This window comes from Xenorhabdus stockiae, assembly GCF_002632825.1.
Lineage (GTDB): Bacteria > Pseudomonadota > Gammaproteobacteria > Enterobacterales > Enterobacteriaceae > Xenorhabdus > Xenorhabdus stockiae.
Genome location: NZ_NJAJ01000004.1, coordinates 19987 through 39110, shown reverse-complemented (window position 1 = coordinate 39110; position 19124 = coordinate 19987). Strand labels below are relative to the sequence as shown.

The following is a 19124-nucleotide window of genomic DNA, read 5'->3' as shown; positions in this document are numbered from 1 at the left end:
AGTTGATATCTTGGCTAATCTAACCTTAGCGTTAGATGCTATGGGCGGGGATTTTGGTCCTCGCGTCACGGTGCCTGCTGCATTGCAGGCACTGGCATCTAATCCGCGATTAAAACTACTGTTGGTCGGTGACCCCGAAGCCATTTCTCCTTTGCTTGCAAACAAAAATGCCGAGCTGCTCAGCCGTTTGCAAATTATTCCTGCGGAACATGTTGTTGCCAATGATGTTAAACCGTCTCAGGCAATTCGTTCCAGTCACGGTACTTCGATGCGTATTACACTAAATCTGGTGAAATCAGGTGAAGCGCAGGCGTGTGTCAGTGCAGGAAATACAGGAGTATTGATGGGGCTGGCTAAACTGATGTTGAAATCGATAGAAGGAATTGAACGGCCAGCCTTGGTGACGGTCATACCAAATCTGAAACAACAAAAAACAGTAGTATTAGATTTGGGCGCTAATATTAATTGTAATAGTCGTATGTTAGTGCAATTTGCCATTATGGGCGCTGTAATGGCAGAAGATGTTGCGGGTGTAAAAAATCCACGTGTAGCATTACTTAATATCGGGGAAGAGGAATCCAAAGGGCTGGATAATATCCGCGAAGCCGCCATAACCTTGCGGAATAGTGAGTTAATCAACTATATAGGCTATGTGGAAGGAAATGAGCTGTTAACGGGGAAAACAGATGTCCTCGTGTGTGACGGCTTCGCAGGTAATGTTACGCTGAAAACAATGGAAGGCGCGATCAGAGTGATTCTGTCTCTGCTTAAGTCACCGGAAGGGCAAAAGAAAAAATCGTCATGGTTGATGAAAATATTTAGGAAGTTTTTGCTTAAACTAATAGCAAAACGCTTCGGTCATCTAAACCCTGATCAGCATAACGGCGCAACACTATTAGGATTGCGTGGTATTGTCATAAAAAGTCATGGTGCCGCGAATGAAAATGCTTTCAAAGCTGCAATTGAGCAAGCTGTTCAGGCAGTAGAAAAGCAGGTTCCTGAAAAGATTGCAGCCCGACTGAATGCAGTATTACCCAAGAGTGAATAAGCATAAATGTATACAAAGATCTTAGGCACAGGCAGTTACTTGCCGTCTCAGGTGCGTACTAACGCAGATTTAGAAAAAATGGTGGATACGACTGATGAGTGGATTGTCACTCGAACTGGTATCCGTGAACGTCGTATCGCCGATGAAGGTGAAACGGTGGCAACCATGGGATTCAGGGCTGCTGAACAAGCCATAGAAATGGCAGGCATCGATAAAACGCAAATTGATTTAATAGTTGTTGCAACAACAACGGGAACGCATGCTTTTCCCAGCAGTGCCTGCCAGATCCAAAAACTGCTAGGCATTAACGGTATTCCGGCTTTTGATGTTGCGGCGGCTTGTGCCGGGTTTACATATGCATTGAGCGTAGTTGATCAGTTTATAAAAACGGGTGCAGCTAAATGCGCACTGGTTATTGGTTCTGATACGCTTTCCAAAACGGTGAATCCAGAAGATCGTGGTACCGTTATCCTTTTTGGTGATGCAGCAGGAGCGATGGTGGTAGGAGCTTCGGAAGAGCCTGGTGTTCTATCGACCCATCTACATGCTGACGGTCATTATGGCGAATTATTATCAGTGCCACATCATGATCGCCAAAAAATGGATACACCAGCATACCTTACGATGGTTGGCAATGAAGTATTTAAGGTTGCTGTGCGAGAATTAGCGAATATTGTTGATGAGACATTGGAAGCTAATGGTTTGGCTCATTCCCAGCTTGATTGGCTGGTTCCCCATCAGGCGAACTTACGTATTATTTCAGCGACAGCTAAAAAACTGAATATGACGATGGATAAAGTTGTCGTGACACTGGATCGTCATGGTAATACCTCAGCTGCATCTGTCCCGACTGCATTTGACGAAGCGATCCGTGATGGAAGAATTCAGCGTGGCCAACTTGTTTTACTTGAAGCATTTGGCGGTGGCTTTACCTGGGGCTCAGCGCTAGTACGTTTTTAACTTAACAGGAAGATAAACATGTCTGATTTTGCAATGGTATTTCCCGGCCAAGGTTCTCAATCTCTTGGCATGCTAGCTGACTTAGCCTCGGAATTCCCGCTTGTAGAGCAAACTTTTGCAGAGGCTTCTGCGGTTTTGGGATACGATTTATGGGAGTTAGTCCAGCAGGGCCCAGCAGAAGAACTAAATAAAACGTGGAAAACACAACCTGCATTGCTGGCCGCTTCTGTTGCTATTTGGCGGGTTTGGCAGCAACAGGGAGGGAAAAACCCTTCCGTGATGGCAGGCCATAGTCTTGGCGAGTATTCAGCACTGGTTTGTGCTGGCGTCATTGAATTCCAACAGGCAATTAAACTGGTTGAATTACGTGGAAAGCTGATGCAGGAAGCCGTGCCTGAAGGGCTGGGTGCTATGTATGCCATTATTGGTCTGGATAACGAATCCATTGCAAAAGCATGTGAAGAATCAGCACAAGGGCAAATTGTTTCACCTGTGAACTTCAATTCCCCGGGGCAGGTTGTTATTGCGGGGGAAAAAGAAGCTGTAGAACGTGCGGGTGCTGCATGTAAAGCAGCGGGAGCTAAACGTGCTCTGCCGTTAGCAGTCAGTGTTCCTTCACACTGTGCATTAATGAAATCCGCCGCAGACCAGTTAGCTAATGCATTACAGTCTGTTGAGTTTAAGCAGCCGCAATTCCCTGTTATCAATAATGTTGATGTAAAAACAGAAGAATCTGCTGATACAATCCGAGCGGCGCTGGTGCGTCAGTTGTATAATCCGGTACGCTGGACAGAATCTGTTGAGTATATTGCCGCTCAGGGTATTGATAACCTGCTGGAAATAGGGCCGGGCAAGGTACTGACTGGCTTAACAAAACGAATTGTTGGTACTCTGAGTGCTGTAGCAGTGAATGATGTATCATCACTTACAATTGCTCTGAATAAATGACTGAGGAAAACATGGGCTTTGATGGAAAAATTGCACTAGTTACTGGTGCCAGCCGTGGCATAGGTCGAGCGATTGCAGAATTATTGGCTGAACGTGGCGCGCGCGTCATTGGTACCGCGACCAGCGAAAATGGAGCCGAGGCAATCAGCGCCTATCTGGGCGATAAAGGCAAAGGTTTTGTACTGAATGTCACAGATTCAGAATCCATTGAACAGGCACTATCGAATATTCGTGCTGAATTTGGTGAAATAGACATTCTGGTTAATAATGCGGGCATCACACGTGACAACTTGTTGATGCGCATGAAAGATGATGAGTGGCAAGGTATTGTTGACACTAATCTTTCTTCGATTTTTCGTCTGTCAAAAGCAGTAATGCGCTCTATGATGAAAAAGCGTTATGGGCGTATTATCTCCATTGGGTCTGTTGTTGGAACAATGGGAAATGCAGGGCAGGCGAATTACGCGGCAGCGAAAGCAGGAGTTATTGGTTTTAGTAAATCACTGGCTCGTGAAGTCGCTTCTCGTGGCATTACCGTCAATGTTATTGCTCCTGGTTTTATCGAAACCGATATGACCAGAGCGTTGACAGACGAACAACGAGCGGGCATTTTATCTGATGTTCCTGCTAATCGTCTCGGTAATGCAAAGGAAATTGCCAGTGCTGTAGCGTTTCTTGCTTCTGATGAGGCCGCTTACATTACGGGTGAAACATTACATGTCAATGGTGGCATGTACATGATCTAAAAAATGAGCGAACCTGCTGCTTTTTTATGTATTTATTATATAAAATAAGCAGTTAGTGGTTCGACCAGCCGGGATTTGGTTGCATCTTTTCCTGTATTTTATAAACTACGAAAACCATCGCGAAAGCGAGTTTTGATAGGAAATTTAATAGTATGAGCACTATCGAAGAACGCGTTAAGAAAATCATCGTTGAACAACTGGGTGTTAAAGAGGAAGAAGTTGTAACCACAGCTTCATTTGTTGATGACTTGGGCGCTGATTCTCTTGACACAGTTGAACTGGTAATGGCTCTGGAAGAAGAGTTCGATATTGAGATCCCAGACGAAGAAGCTGAAAAAATCACTACAGTTCAGGCTGCTATTGACTACGTTGAAAACGCAAGTAAATAAGCACATATACCTAGGCGGTCGTTCGACCGCCTATGTTTTTTGTCTTACATTTTTTCCCTCCCTGGAGGATAACCGTGTCTAAGCGTCGAGTAGTCGTGACCGGACTAGGCATGGTATCTCCTGTCGGCAATACAGTAGAGTCTTCTTGGAACGCTGTTTGTACCGGACAGAGTGGTATCGGCCTTATCGAACATTTCGACACCGCTAACCATGCAACTAAGTTTGCTGGTTTGGTGAAGAATTTTAATCATGAAGATTTCAATATTTCGCGCAAAGATGCACGAAAAATGGATTTGTTCATTCAGTATGGTATTGCTGCAGGTGTTCAAGCTTTTGAAGATGCAGGAATCGAAGTAACAGAAGCCAATGCTGGCCGCTTTGGTGCTGCTATTGGTTCTGGTATTGGTGGTTTGGGCCTGATTGAAGAGAACCACAGAACATTGCTTTCTGCTGGTCCTCGTAAAGTCAGTCCGTTCTTTGTACCTTCAACCATTATTAATATGGTGGCTGGCCATCTGAGCATACTATACGGCCTTCGTGGTCCTAGTATCTCTATTGCAACAGCCTGTACTTCTGGTGTGCACAACATTGGTCATGCAGCGCGTATAATTGCTTATAATGATGCTGATATCATGTTGGCAGGTGGTGCTGAAAAAGCAAGTACAGAATTTGGTGTTGCCGGGTTTGGTGCTGCCCGTGCACTGTCGACCCGTAATGATGATCCTAAAACCGCGAGCCGTCCTTGGGACAAAGATCGTGATGGATTTGTTCTGGGGGATGGTGCTGGTGTTGTTGTTCTTGAAGAATATGAACATGCCAAAAAACGCAGCGCAAAAATTTATGCTGAAGTCGTTGGCTTTGGTATGAGTAGTGATGCGTATCACATGACATCTCCGCCTGAAGATGGAGCAGGGGCTGCACTTGCTATGGAAAATGCTCTGAAAGATGCAGGCATTTCTTCAGAACAAGTGGGCTACATTAATGCTCATGGGACTTCAACACAGGCGGGAGATCTTGCTGAGGCTCTGGCTGTGGAATCTGTCTTTGGTAAAGACACTAAAGTATTAGTGAGTTCAACCAAGTCAATGACAGGTCACCTGCTGGGTGCAGCTGGTGCTGTGGAATCCATTTTCACAGTTCTTTCTTTGCAGGATCAGATTGTTCCTCCAACTATTAACCTGGTTAATCAGGACGAAAATTGCCGCCTGGATTTTGTGCCTGGCGAAGCACGTAAAGTTGAGGGAATGGAATATGCGTTGTGTAACTCTTTCGGCTTCGGTGGAACTAACGGTTCACTGATTTTCCGTAAGATCTAAAACACCCTATTTCTATAAAAAGCCTCAACTTACGTTGGGGCTTTTTTTATACTACGAATGTACATTTTTGCACTGCTACCGCTCATATACTATGATAGCGCCCCTTATAACCTGAGGTTTTCACACCTTTTTATTTAAGAATCAGAAAGTAAGATGAAGTATTGGATTAACGGCAAACCGCAAGATCAAATCTCGGTTAATGATCGCTCGGTACAATATGGTGATGGCTGCTTTACCACAATCAGAGTAGAGCAGGGTCAGGCAGCTTTTTTGCCTTTTCATGTGAAACGATTACAAAAAGGCGTTGAAAGGCTGTTTATGCCATTACCGGATTGGGCAAAACTGGAAAACCACATTAAACAAGTTGTTACAGGATGTGAGTCTGGTGTTTTGAAAGTACTCTTATCCAGAGGTTCGGGCGGACGCGGTTACAGCAGTGATGGTATTAATGGGCCAAACCAGATCCTTTTACTAAGCCCCTATCCAGAGCAATATTACAGGCAACGGAAAACGGGTGTTGTATTGGGGCTTAGTCCTGTTGCTATGGGAATTAACCCTCATTTGGCGGGAATTAAGCATCTGAACCGTTTGGAACAAGTTCTGATAAAGCGGTTTATTGATCAGGAAAAGATCGATGAAGCACTGGTGCTTGATAGTGATGGTTTATTAGTTGAATGTTGTAGCGCTAATATATTCTGGCGGAGAGGTAAAAATATCTATACGCCGGATTTGAGCCAGTGTGGTGTGGAAGGGGTTATGCGACAGAAAATTATCCAGCTATTGGAAGGTAGCGATTACCATTTGTCGTGTGTCATGCGTTATCCTGAAGCATTAGCGCACGCTGATGAGGTAATTATTTGTAATTCACTGATGCCTGTTATGGCAGTTAATCAGATTCAGGCACATAAAAATCAGCCTGCATGGAAATACCAATCCAGAGAGTTATATGAGTATTTATTACCTGAATGTTTAAGCCTGTAATTCTGCGGATTATTAAACGGTAGTGATTCAGCCAGCCCTTGAAAGGCAGATAAAAGTGGTAACCGAATGAAACTTAAAAAGCGCATTCTTATTCTACCTGGATTAATTATTTTTGTTGCAGCAATAGCATTTTTCTTTTTTATCAAAAAAGTAGAAAACTTTTCTGCTCAGAAGGTGAATCTGGCTCAGGATCTGATATTTACCTTACCGGCTGGGACGGGGCGTATCGGCTTAGAAATGTTGTTGATTCAGCATAATTTAATCAAAGATAACGGGTTATTACCGTGGCTTTTCCGGTTAGAACCGGAGCTAATCAAATTTAAGGCAGGAACTTACCGATTACAGAAAAATATGTCAGTAAGAGAAATTCTGCAATTGTTTGCCAATGGTAAAGAGGTCCAGTTTACTATTCGTTTTGTTGAAGGCAGCCGTCTTTCTGATTGGTCAAAAATATTACAGAATGCGCCATACTTAAAACATGTGGCTGAAAATAAGACGCCACAAGAACTGGCAGAATCGCTGGGTATGAAAATAGAGAGTCCATTGGAAGGATGGTTCTATCCTGATACTTACCTCTATACCGCAGGTACAAGCGATATAGACTTACTCAAGCGGGCCCACCAAAAAATGGTTATGGCTGTCGATCAGGAATGGAAAAACCGGGCTGAAAATCTACCGTATAAGAGTTCTTATGAGATGCTAATTATGGCCTCCATCATCGAAAAGGAAACTGCTGTAGATGCTGAACGCGCTAAAGTGGCTTCTGTATTTATCAATCGACTGCGTTTAAAGATGCGGTTGCAGACCGATCCGACAGTGATATACGGGCTAGGGGATAAATACACCGGAACTATTTTCCGTAGCAGCCTGAGCACCTTTACGCCATACAACACTTATATGATTGAAGGGCTACCACCGACGCCGATTGCTATGCCGGGTCTTGCATCAATTAAAGCAGCGGCTCATCCGGCGGTAACAAACTATTTATATTTTGTCGCAGATGGTAATGGCGGCCATACTTTTACCACAAATTTAATAGAGCATAATAGAGCGGTAAGCCTTTATCGCCAGAGATTGAAGCAGGATAAATGAACAGCAAATTTATTGTTATTGAAGGGCTTGAAGGAGCAGGAAAAACCACGGCTATCCAGACAGTGTCTGATACACTGAAACAATCCGGGATTTCTGATCTTGTTTTTACCCGTGAGCCGGGTGGAACACCATTAGCGGAAAAATTACGCCAGATGATCAAGCAAGGGATCGAAGGTGAAATATTAACGGATAAAGCAGAAGTTCTGATGCTTTATGCTGCCCGGGTTCAGTTGGTGGAGAATGTCATCAAGCCTGCACTGGCAAAAGGTTGCTGGGTTGTTGGGGATCGCCATGATATGTCATCTCAGGCATATCAGGGAGGCGGACGTAACATTGACCAACATTTATTGGCTTCACTACGTGAAGCAGCGTTCGGTGATTTTTCACCTGATCTGACTATTTATCTTGATTTACCGCCAGAGGTTGGCTTACAGCGTGCCCGCGAACGCGGTGAACTGGATCGTATTGAAAAAGAATCATTAGATTTTTTCCATCGTACCCGCAAAAGATACCTTGAATTGGTCGCACAGGATAAATCCATCATAAAAATAGATGCAACGCAGCCATTGGAAAAAGTACAGGATGACATTCGTCAGGCTCTGCAATATTGGCTGGAAAAACAGGAAATACATGCATGAATTGGTATCCGTGGCTTAACCATGCATATCGTCAGCTGATTGAATCCCACCAACAGGGGCGTGGTCACCACGCTCTTTTGCTCCATGCTCATGAAGGAATGGGTGCAGATGCACTGCTTTATGGATTAAGCCGTTGGCTAATGTGTCAGAATAAACAGGGAATAAAAAGTTGCGGTAAATGCCACGGCTGTCATTTGATGTTGGCAGAAACACATTCTGATTGGCATGTACTCGCCCCGGAAAAAGGGAAAAGCACAATTGGTGTAGATGCAGTCCGTCAGCTCAGCGAAAAGCTTTATGAGTATTCTCAACAGGGGGGTGCCAAGATTGCGTGGGTACCTTCAACAGAATCACTGACTGATGCAGCCTCAAATGCGTTGTTAAAAACTCTGGAAGAGCCGCCCGGTAATACCTATTTTCTATTGAGATGTCAGCGTCCTGCCAGTTTACTGGCAACACTGCGAAGCCGTTGTTTTTACTATCATCTTCCGGTTCCTGAAACTAAGGCCGGTTTGCATTGGCTGCAAAAAAAGCTCCCGACGATACCATCACAGGATATTCAGACAGCACTGAAACTGTCTCAGGGAGCACCTTTGGCGGCAAAACAGTTACTCCAGACTGAAAAATGGCAACAGAGAAATGTATTTTGTCAGGCTATCACGCAGGCACTACATAAATATGATACCTTGTCACTTTTGCCATTGTTGAATCGTGATGATGTACAACAGTCTTTGTACTGGCTAATCAGCCTGTTGTCTGATGCGGTAAAATGGCGTCAGAAGGCGCAAAATTACTGTATCAATCAGGATCAGCAGATGTTGATTCACCATCTGGCCTCCAGCCAAAGTGTGGAAAAATTGTTAAATACAGTTGATGATTGGATACGCTGCCGTCATCAATTAATATCCGTAGCGGGCATCAATCGGGAATTGTTATTAACTGAACAATTACTCAATTGGGAAGGGCAGCTTTGCTCCACTCGGTAATACATTTAAATATGGGCATATTATGTTTTTAGTTGATTCACATTGTCATCTCGATTGTTTAGATTATGAAACACTGCATAAAAGTGTAGATGATGTAGTGGCGAAAGCCGCAGAAAGGGATGTGAAGTATATGCTGGCAGTTGCGACCACATTACCCGGCTTCCTGCATATGAAAAACCTGATTGGTAAACGTGACAACGTTGCGTATTCCTGCGGTATTCATCCGTTAAATCTGGATGAAGGATATGATTTTGATGAGCTTGCCCGTTTAGCCGCAGATAATGATGTTATCGCAATGGGTGAAACAGGGCTGGATTATTATTATCAGAAAGATAACGCAGAATTACAGAGAACTTCATTTCGCCAGCATATCCGCATTGGTCGCGAATTAAATAAGCCGGTGATTGTTCATACCCGTGATGCAAAAGATGACACCCTGATGGTACTGCGGGAAGAGAAAGTGCAGGATTGTGGCGGAGTTTTGCATTGTTTTACTGAAGATAAAGAGACAGCCAGGGATTTACTGGATCTTGGCTTTTATATTTCGTTTTCGGGTATTGTGACATTCCGCAATGCCGAACAAATTCGTGAGGCAGCGAGGTTTGTTCCCCTTGATCGTATTCTTGTAGAGACTGATTCACCTTATCTGGCGCCGGTTCCTCATCGTGGTAAGCAAAATCAGCCTGCTTATGTACGTGATGTTGCTGAGTATATGGCAGTATTGAAAGGCGTCAGTCTTGAAGAATTAGCCGAAGTGACAACAAGGAACTTTTGTAATTTGTTTCATATCGACATTTAAGAACATTAAATGATAATAAAGGAGAAATGAGATGGCAGAAGAAACTATTTTTAGCAAAATCATCCGTCGTGAAATCCCATCTGATATCGTATATCAAGATGAGTTAGTCACCGCATTCAGAGATATTACACCTCAGGCACCAACTCACATTCTGATTATTCCTAATGTGCTGATCCCAACGGTTAATGATGTTATGCCGGAGCATGAGGCTGCATTAGGTCGCCTATTCACGGTTGCTGCAAAAATCGCAAAACAGGAAGGGATTGCTGAAGACGGCTATCGCCTCATCATGAACTGTAACCGTCATTCAGGACAGGTTGTTTTTCATATCCATATGCATCTGGTTGGTGGGCATCCACTAGGCCCGTTACTGGCAGAATAAGATTACTCACTGCCGTTTTTTAATGCGGTCACTTGTAAGACGAAAGATATCCTGACAGCTGTAACCGGAGTAGATTAATGAAAAGAATTTTCTTGGTTGTATTATCAGCACTGTTGCTGGCGAGTTGTACATTAACATCCACACAACCGCCTGCTCCTGTTACACCTGCTGAACCAGAGCAAAAAACGGAACCCACTGAGCCGCCGTTACAGAAAGTACCTCAGCCGCCGAAGATACAATCAATTAACTGGAATAATATTGTTCAGCCATTAGTTGACCAGATGGCTAAAGCACATGGAGTAGAAGCGGGAAAAATACTGCTCGTTGATAATGTCAAAAATAATACGAGTGGTTCACTGAGAACACTTAAGGCAACTGACGCAATTACTGATGTGGTCAGCAAGACGCATGTTTTTCAGGTCGTGCCGAAAAATCAGGTTTATTACGCCCGACAGGCTCTGGGGCTGTCATCAGAAGATAGTCTGGCATCACGTAGCAAATCTATCGGTTTGGCTCGTTATTTGAATGCCGATTATGTCATCTATTCCGTGGCTTCTGGTGATACCCAACAGCGTAAGATAAACATGCAGCTTATGCTGGTCAAAACGGGTGAAATACTCTGGTCTGGTAGCAGTGATATCAACTAATAGTGAAGTTCTATCTGGAATGTTGCGTCAGAAGTGGCCTGACATTCCAGCAGAAAACTGGGAGATCAGGCCATTAACAGGGCTGACTCAGGGAAGCCACTATATCACGGATGGTGTACGCCAGATGGTAGGGCGTAAACACACATGGCACAGTGGTGCTTTGGGTGTTAATCGCCAACGGGAACAGCGGATATTACGTAAATTATCTTTGACCGGCATCGCGCCTGATGTAATCGCAATGCACGATGATTGGCTGTTACTGGAGTGGCTGAAAGGCACAAAGATCACAGCAGAAGAATTCGGTTTACCCACATTTCAACAGTCATTGGCAAATACCATCGCCATTCTCCATAACCAAACGCCATTGGGGTATGCCTTCCAACTCAAAGAACAATTAGCTTCCCAATGGCAATATATTGATAATTCGCGGCTTTCTTCCAGATGGTTGCGGCTGCATAAATTCTTTATATCAGCGAAAATGCCCGCGCCTTTGAAAATAGCACCTGCTCATATGGATATTCACCCTGATAATCTGATTGTGACATCGGAAGGTTTGAAACTGATTGACTGGGAATATGCGGCGGATGTTGATATTGGTTTTTCATTAGCGGGGTTGTTTGAAGGGAATCAATGGAATGAGATGCAGCAGAAATTTTTTTTGAATTATTATTGTACTGACGCATCAGGATATAGTGATATCGTCTTATTACAGCAAAAAATTAGGCAATGGAAACCGTGGGTCAGATACATGATGCTGATGTGGTATGAAGTTCGCTGGCAGCAGACAAAAGATCCGCAATTTTTAGCTCTGGCTTATCCTTTGCGTCTGGATTTTAAGCTGACGTTTTAACACGAAGGTCGGCAATTGATAAGATGGTAACCAATAAATAGATAACTAATAAGAAGTGAGGAATATTATGGGGCCGGTAATGTTAGATGTTGTTGGTCATGAGCTGGATAGTGAAGAGCGTGAAATTCTGCAACATCCATTAGTGGGCGGTTTGATCCTGTTCACCCGCAATTTCCATGATACTCAGCAGTTGCGTGATTTGGTGCGCCAAATCCGCGAAGCTTCCCGTCATCGTTTAGTCATTGCCGTTGATCAGGAAGGAGGACGGGTACAGCGTTTTCATGAAGGATTTACACGATTACCTGCGGCTCAGTCTTTTGCCTGTTTGCATGACGAACTGATGGGTGGGCATTTGGCCGAAGAATCGGGTTGGCTGATGGCATCAGAGATGATTTCAATGGACATTGATATCAGTTTTGCTCCTGTACTGGATTTAGGCCATAAATGTACCGCGATTGGTGAACGCTCATTTCATGAAGAGCCTGAACCTGCGATGGTGATGGCAGAGCGATTTATCAGGGGAATGCATTCGGCTGGCATGAAATCGACGGGTAAACACTTTCCCGGCCATGGTGCAGTCATAGCGGATTCCCACAAAGAAACGCCAATAGATAATCGCTCAATGGATGCAATTAGCTGTCACGATATGCTGATCTTCCGCGATTTTATCCAGCGTAACTTACTTGATGCAATTATGCCTGCACATGTTATCTATCCTCAGATTGATGATCGTCCGGCAAGCGCTTCCCCTTACTGGCTGAAAAACGTCTTACGCCAGCAGTTGGGATTTAATGGTGTTATTTTTTCAGATGACTTATCTATGGAAGGGGCTGCTGTTATGGGTGGCTATGCTGATCGGGCAAAAGCCTCACTGGATGCGGGCTGCGATATGATTCTGGTGTGTAATAACCGTCAGGGTGCGACTAACGTATTAGATAATTTACCGATAGTTAACTCAGATAAGGTGGCACGGTTATATCATCAGGGAAGGTCGTTTAGTCTGGAAGAACTGAAAAAATCAGAGCGCTGGCAGCGGGCGAATTTGCAATTAAATAATTTATGTGAGCACTGGTTAAGTTGTGGCTAATCACTTCTGATTTATCGCGTCAAACGAAAGGCAGGATTGTTACATTATGATCCTGTCTTTTTGTATTCCCTTTTTATTTATTACTTTTTGCTGTCCATTTCAGAACAATATTCTTCATGTATTTCATTAAATAACACTGCTAATCACATAATGTTAACATTGTAAATTATAAGTATTAATAAACTAGATTTAAGTCTGATTAATTAGAGTTGAGTACGTAAATTTTGTGATTGGCGTCTAATTAATCAAAAGAATTTAGCAGGGGCCATTTTTGGTATGACCGACTGACCAGCCGTGATATTCTGGCAATATTTTCAGTATGAAATTTATCATTAGTGATGTCATTTAAGAACGTTATTCAAAAGATCGTTTAGCGCTTTACATAACATTAGTTGTATTTTCAGTGGGGTAGTCATGACAACGCCAAAGACAAGAATTGTCATCATTGGTGGGGGTGCTGGCGGTTTAGAACTGGCAACACGTTTGGGACATAAATTAGGGCGTAAGCAAAAAGCCGAAATAACTTTGGTGGATCGCAACAACAGCCATTTATGGAAACCGTTATTACATGAAGTAGCAACAGGTTCTCTTGATGATGGCGTTGATGCACTGAGTTATCTTGCTCATGCAAGTAACCATTACTTCAACTTCCAATTAGGCACACTCACAAATATCAATCGTGAAGAAAAGAAAATCACACTGGCAGCAATTCGTGATGAAAGTAGTGATTTGTTAGTACCAGAGCGTGAGTTGACTTACGACATTCTTGTTATGGCATTAGGCAGCCAATCGAATGATTTTGGTACAGCTGGTGTAAGAGAAAACTGCATTTTCCTTGATAATCCGCAGCAGGCACATCGTTTCCATAATGAAATGCTGAACCTGTTCCTGAAATATTCTGCGAATCAATGCCCGGAAGAGAAAGTTAATATAGCGATTGTTGGTGGTGGTGCAACAGGTGTTGAGCTTTCCGCTGAGCTATACAATGCAGTTAAACAGCTAAATAGTTACGGTTTTGAAAGCCTGAATACAGATGCCCTGAATGTGACTTTGGTCGAGGCTGGCGAACGTATTTTGCCAGCTTTGCCACCACGTATTTCTGGTGCTGCACACCAAGAGCTGACTAAACTGGGTGTTAAAGTCTTAACTAAGACAATGGTAACCAGTGCAGATGAAAATGGCCTGAATACCAAAGATGGCGAGCAGATCAAAGCTTCTTTGATGGTCTGGGCTGCCGGAATTAAAGCGCCAGATTTTATGAAAGAGATTGGTGGTCTGGAAACAAACCGTATCAATCAGCTGGTGGTGAAGCCTACTTTGCAGACAACACTGGATGAGACTATTTTTGCTATCGGTGACTGTGCATCCTGTCCAAAAAAAGAGGGAGGTTTCGTTCCTCCACGCGCTCAGTCTGCTCACCAAATGGCGAGCCGCTGCTATGACAACATTCTGGCTTTACTGAATGAAAAACCGCTGAAAGATTATGAATATAAAGATCATGGTTCTTTGGTTTCTTTATCTAAATTCAGTACCGTTGGTAGCCTGATGGGTAACCTGATGCGTGGCTCAATGATGGTAGAAGGCCGTATTGCCCGTATCGTTTATATCTCTTTATACCGTATGCATCAGGTAGCATTGCATGGGTATATTAAAACAGGCCTAATGATGTTGGTTGGTGGAATAAATCGTGTGATCCGTCCACGATTGAAATTGCACTAATTCAACCAGAGTGGTTCATCTGAATTTGATTATTGATATATTCAATAAATTTCAGATGAACCGCTAAATTTTCATTATTTTTATTCAATACTACGCTATTTTTTCATTCTATTTATCATAACTCGTTTTCTTCCCATTTTTTAATCAGGTTAATCGTTGTAATAAAACTCATTTTAGCTAGGTAACCATGACATAAAAATGTATGTTTATCTGTTAGGATTGGAAAAATTTAGTTTAGTAATGATAAAGATATTTAATGTAATGAAAGCATGAAATTAATTTAAGATCTAAATTTGCTTAATTTTAAATTTCCATAAATACAGTGAATTAAGATTTCTTTAATCACGAGTTGAGTGCGTTTTTATTTTCCGAAAATAACTAAGGGATATTTTTAAGTAAGGAGTATGGAAAATTATAAATATAATAACGTGTTATGCAAGTAAGCTAAAGGTAAGGCAGTACAGATTCTACTCTCTGATTGTTATTATTACTGTTGGTATCGCTATAATATTTTTCTCTAAAAAACCACAGCCTAAATATGCTCAGGTACTTTCTTCAGAACCTATCATAACAATAGGTTATGCACAAAAATATTATTGTAATGGGGCATTGGTGCCATTTATTAAAATATTTGGCAATACTGAAAGCAACCGCTTATCTACATGTAAAAATAGTCTGTTTTCTTTCATAGAAAGATTAAATATAACAAGAGAATCTTATGCACTGAGTTATTATGAGTTAAAACATTGCATTGCATTTAAAATCCGGGAGCCGCGTATTATTGGGTATGATGTCATTTATGCTATTGATAATAAGCCGGGAAAGGTAAGAGTGATACATAAACCAGATCAATCGATCCCGTTGAATGAAAAAGGGAAGCTGATCCTTGCACCGTATTTGTAGAGGTGCTCCAGAAATGAAATATCTCCGGTCACATAGTTATTATATTCCCGGAGATAAGTATATAAGATGAAATTTGTTTATATTTTAACGATATTTAAAAGCAACAGTATTGATGCTATACCTGATGTTGCTCAAATGCTTCCAATAATGACTGAATAAACGATAAGCGTGCGGTTCTTTCAGTTAACTCGTTAATAAATTTCAGTTTAGAAGGTCCATCCAGCCGATAGATATTAGGCTGAGTCTGCAATAAGTTGATCAGATAGTGGGGATCTACTTTATTATTTTGACTAAATTCAATAAAGCCGCCTTTTTCATGGGCTTCAATACGTTTTATCCCCAGCTTCTGAGCTGTAAGGCGGATAGAGGCTGATTGTAGTAAATGCCTGCCCGGATCGGGTAACATACCGAACCTGTCAATGAGCTCAACTTTTAATTCTGTCAGTTCATTGTCATTCTGAGCGCTGGCAATACGCTTGTAGAAAGACAGACGCGTATTTACATCCGGGATATAATCATCGGGTAAAAGCACTGGAATGCGCAGTTCTATCTCGGTTTGATTGTTAGTTAAATCCTCAAGTGAGGGTTCCCGTCCGTTTTTGAGTGCATCAACGGCACTTTCCAGCAGCTCCATATAGAGTGTGAAACCGATACTGGCCATTTGACCACTTTGATCTTCACCCAGAAGTTCACCAGCTCCTCGGATTTCCAAATCATGAGTTGCCAGAGCAAACCCTGCTCCCAGATCTTCAAGTGAAGCAATCGCTTCCAGCCGCTTTTGTGCATCCGTGGTCATAGCTTTCGGGTGCGGAGTTAACAAATACGCATATGCCTGATGATGAGATCGACCGACACGCCCGCGTAATTGATGTAACTGAGCCAGACCGAAGTGATCAGCCCGTTCAATAATAATGGTATTCGCTGTCGGAATATCGATCCCGGTTTCAATAATTGTAGTGCATATCAATACATTAAAGCGCTGATGATGGAAATCCGTCATGACACGCTCCAAGTCACGTTCACGCATTTGCCCGTGACCGATAACCATTCTGGCTTCAGGCACTAATTCTTCCAGCCGGCTTTTTGCTTTTTCAATATTTTCGACATCGTTATAGAGATAATAAACCTGACCACCACGTAAGATTTCACGCAGAATAGATTCACGAACGACTAAGCTGTCATATTCACGTACAAAGGTTTTTACTGCCAGCCGACGAGCAGGGGGAGTCGCAATAATCGACAGATCGCGCATTCCGCTCATTGCCATATTAAGCGTTCGGGGAATAGGAGTTGCTGTCATGGTCAGGACATCAACATCGGCACGGATAGCTTTGATTCGCTCTTTATGGCGGACACCGAAACGGTGTTCTTCATCCACAACTAATAAACCCAAATCCTTCCAGCGCAGATCACTTTGCAACAGCTTATGCGTACCGATGATGATATCGACTTTCCCTTCTGCTGCCATATCTATAACTTGCTGTTGCTCTTTGGCACTGCGGAACCGTGACATCACCTCAATGTGTACAGGCCAGTTCGCAAAACGATCGCGGAAATTATCATAGTGTTGTTGGGCTAACAGAGTCGTTGGGACTAAAACAGCGACTTGCTTATTATTGTTGATAGCAGTAAAAGCAGCTCGCATTGCGACTTCCGTCTTACCGAAGCCGACATCACCACATACCAGTCTGTCCATCGCAATTGGCTGGCACATATCGCTCAGTACCGCATTAATGGCCTGTTCCTGATCGGGTGTTGTATCGAATGGGAAATTTTGGCAGAACAATTGATATTGTTCCCGATCGTGCTTAAACGCAAAACCCGGTTTAATGGCTCGCTGGGCGTAGATATCCAGTAATTCAGCGGCAATATCACGGACTTTTTCTGCCGCTTTCTGACGAGCTTTATTCCATGCTTCACCACCCAGTTTGTGCAGTGGTGCGCTTTCCTCTGCTCCTCCGGCGTAGCGGCTGATTAAATGCAGAGATGAAACCGGTACATACAGCTTGTCCTCTCCGGCATAAGTCAGAATGAGATATTCAGCCTTAATGCCCCCTGCCTCCAGTGTTGTTAGCCCCTGATAGCGTCCAACACCATGTTCAAGATGTACGACGGGCTGACCGGGGCGGATTTCGGCGAGGTTACGGATCAGGGTATCGGTATTAATTGTGCGTCGGTTATCCTGACGGCGGCGGCTGACACGTTCACCAAGCATGTCGCTTTCACAAATGAAGGCGAGTTTTTTCTCTTCATCTATAAAACCCTGTTCTGCGCTGCCCACCATTAAAAAGCATCCTGCCTCTTTAGCATCTTCCAGCTGATGTATTGTGACCGGATGAATTTTTATCCGAGACAATAACTCATTGACTGATTCCCGACGTCCTTCACTTTCCACTGAAAAAATGACCTTGCCACTGAACTGCTCGATAAAGCGGCGTACTTTATCTAAAGGCGCTTTATGATGGGCGGCAACGGAGATATCCGGTAAAGGCTGATAAGCAAGATTGATATTTCCGGCTTTCTTGGGTAACTCTTCATTTTTAATTTGGACGCGGGGCCATTTTTTCAGCTCAGCGAAAAGACTGTCAACGGGAAGCCAAATTTGGTCGGGAGGAAGTAATGGCCGCATCGGGTCAACTTTACGGCTCTCAAAACGCTGATCGGTATCTTGCCAGAAACGTTCTGCCGTGTTCATCAAATCCTGTACAATAATCAGCGTATTTTCAGGCAGATAATCAAATAGTGTGGATAAAGGCTGTTCAAAGAATAATGGCTGCCAGTACTCAATGCCTGCGGGTAACATTTTTTTACTGACCTGCTGATAAATGTGTTCAGCATCCCGCCGGACATCAAACTTTTCACGCCATTGGCTGCGGAATAATTCAATGGCTTCTTTATCTGTCGGAAACTCATGGGCCGGCAGTAAACTGATTTTCTCCACTTCCTCCAGCGTTCGTTGGCTATCCACATCAAAAGTACGCAGGCTGTCGATTTCATCATCAAAAAAATCGATGCGGTAAGGGTGTTCGCTTCCCATAGGAAATAGATCGAATAAGGCACCGCGTGTGGCAAATTCACCATGTTCAAGCACTTGCTCAACACTACGATAACCGGCCTGTTCCAGATTTGCCCGTAATTTATCACGCGAAATACGTTGCCCTTTATGCATGATTAGAGCATGCCCCTGAAGGTACTCGTGAGGGCAAACACGCTGCATCAATGTATTAACAGGCAGAATAAGTGCCCCTTCTGTCATAAAAGGTAGCTGATACAGGGTAGATAAACGATTTGAAATGATTTCCTGATGAGGGGAAAAACTATCGTAAGGTAGAGTTTCCCAATCTGACAACATGTTTATTGAAGTACGGGTAAATTGTGGAATTTCATCACGCAGCCGTAAAGTGTTCTGCATATCTTTTGTGACTAATAATACAGGGCCGGAGTGACGTTCAATGATTTCAGCACATTCAATGGCACAAGCAGCACCGATCAGATGGCCTAACTGGCGGATATCACCGCGACGTTCAGGAAGTTGATAACGATATTTTGCGGACATAAGCGTTTGATGTGTTCTCTAAGATTCAGTCCATTCCCAACACATATTTAACCCAGTAACCTTTACAATAAATACGC

Annotated in this window: 18 protein-coding genes; 17 read left to right on the top strand and 1 reads right to left on the bottom strand. The window is 43.2% G+C overall.

What is annotated here, in order from left to right:
- Positions 1-10: 10 nt before the first annotated feature.
- The 17 genes from plsX (at position 11) to umoD (ending at position 15491) form a co-directional block, all read left to right on the top strand.
- Positions 11-1048, top strand: a complete 1038-nt coding sequence (gene plsX, locus Xsto_RS02345) for a phosphate acyltransferase PlsX (protein WP_099123986.1) — start codon at positions 11-13, stop codon at positions 1046-1048.
- A gap of 6 nt (positions 1049-1054) precedes the next feature.
- Positions 1055-2008 carry a beta-ketoacyl-ACP synthase III gene (locus tag Xsto_RS02340; protein ID WP_099110959.1) on the top strand — a complete coding sequence of 318 codons (954 nt, stop codon included), beginning with the start codon at positions 1055-1057 and terminating at the stop codon, positions 2006-2008.
- Between the two features lie 18 nt (positions 2009-2026).
- A complete protein-coding gene (gene fabD / locus Xsto_RS02335) occupies positions 2027-2956 on the top strand; it encodes an ACP S-malonyltransferase (RefSeq protein WP_099123985.1) in 930 nt (309 codons plus the stop codon).
- 11 nt (positions 2957-2967) lie between these two features.
- The gene (gene fabG, locus Xsto_RS02330; RefSeq protein ID WP_099110957.1) at positions 2968-3702 is read left to right on the top strand and encodes a 3-oxoacyl-ACP reductase FabG; all 735 of its coding nucleotides are present in this window, start codon (positions 2968-2970) and stop codon (positions 3700-3702) included.
- Between the two features lie 152 nt (positions 3703-3854).
- Entirely contained in the window at positions 3855-4091 is a 237-nt protein-coding gene (gene acpP, locus Xsto_RS02325) for an acyl carrier protein (protein ID WP_099110956.1), read from the top strand.
- A 74-nt stretch (positions 4092-4165) separates the two neighbouring features.
- Entirely contained in the window at positions 4166-5407 is a 1242-nt protein-coding gene (gene fabF / locus Xsto_RS02320; RefSeq protein WP_099123984.1) for a beta-ketoacyl-ACP synthase II, read from the top strand.
- A 153-nt stretch (positions 5408-5560) separates the two neighbouring features.
- Positions 5561-6388 carry an aminodeoxychorismate lyase gene (pabC, locus tag Xsto_RS02315; RefSeq protein ID WP_099110954.1) on the top strand — a complete coding sequence of 276 codons (828 nt, stop codon included), beginning with the start codon at positions 5561-5563 and terminating at the stop codon, positions 6386-6388.
- Between the two features lie 66 nt (positions 6389-6454).
- A complete protein-coding gene (gene mltG / locus Xsto_RS02310; RefSeq protein WP_099123983.1) occupies positions 6455-7480 on the top strand; it encodes an endolytic transglycosylase MltG in 1026 nt (341 codons plus the stop codon).
- Entirely contained in the window at positions 7477-8118 is a 642-nt protein-coding gene (tmk, locus tag Xsto_RS02305; RefSeq protein WP_099123982.1) for a dTMP kinase, read from the top strand. Before mltG ends, tmk begins: the two co-directional genes overlap by 4 nt.
- On the top strand, positions 8115-9104 hold the full coding sequence (gene holB, locus Xsto_RS02300) for a DNA polymerase III subunit delta' (protein WP_099110951.1): 990 nt from the start codon (positions 8115-8117) through the stop codon (positions 9102-9104). Before tmk ends, holB begins: the two co-directional genes overlap by 4 nt.
- A 22-nt stretch (positions 9105-9126) precedes the next feature.
- Entirely contained in the window at positions 9127-9903 is a 777-nt protein-coding gene (locus Xsto_RS02295; RefSeq protein WP_099110950.1) for a metal-dependent hydrolase, read from the top strand.
- A gap of 31 nt (positions 9904-9934) precedes the next feature.
- Positions 9935-10285, top strand: coding sequence for a purine nucleoside phosphoramidase (gene hinT / locus Xsto_RS02290; RefSeq protein WP_099110949.1), 351 nt, complete (start codon positions 9935-9937; stop codon positions 10283-10285).
- A 77-nt stretch (positions 10286-10362) separates the two neighbouring features.
- The gene (gene lpoB / locus Xsto_RS02285) at positions 10363-10932 is read left to right on the top strand and encodes a penicillin-binding protein activator LpoB (RefSeq protein ID WP_099123981.1); all 570 of its coding nucleotides are present in this window, start codon (positions 10363-10365) and stop codon (positions 10930-10932) included.
- A 19-nt stretch (positions 10933-10951) separates the two neighbouring features.
- A complete protein-coding gene (locus Xsto_RS02280) occupies positions 10952-11782 on the top strand; it encodes a phosphotransferase (protein WP_099123980.1) in 831 nt (276 codons plus the stop codon).
- A 67-nt stretch (positions 11783-11849) separates the two neighbouring features.
- Positions 11850-12869 (top strand): beta-N-acetylhexosaminidase, encoded by a 1020-nt coding sequence (gene nagZ, locus Xsto_RS02275; protein WP_099110946.1) that lies wholly within the window; start codon positions 11850-11852, stop codon positions 12867-12869.
- 414 nt (positions 12870-13283) lie between these two features.
- On the top strand, positions 13284-14588 hold the full coding sequence (locus Xsto_RS02270) for an NAD(P)/FAD-dependent oxidoreductase (RefSeq protein WP_099123979.1): 1305 nt from the start codon (positions 13284-13286) through the stop codon (positions 14586-14588).
- Between the two features lie 411 nt (positions 14589-14999).
- Positions 15000-15491, top strand: coding sequence for a UmoD family flagellar biogenesis regulator (gene umoD, locus Xsto_RS22445; RefSeq protein WP_339955570.1), 492 nt, complete (start codon positions 15000-15002; stop codon positions 15489-15491).
- A 115-nt stretch (positions 15492-15606) separates the two neighbouring features.
- On the opposite strand, the gene mfd is transcribed toward umoD, so the two are convergent.
- A complete protein-coding gene (mfd, locus tag Xsto_RS02260) occupies positions 15607-19047 on the bottom strand; it encodes a transcription-repair coupling factor (RefSeq protein ID WP_099123978.1) in 3441 nt (1146 codons plus the stop codon).
- Positions 19048-19124: the final 77 nt, after the last annotated feature.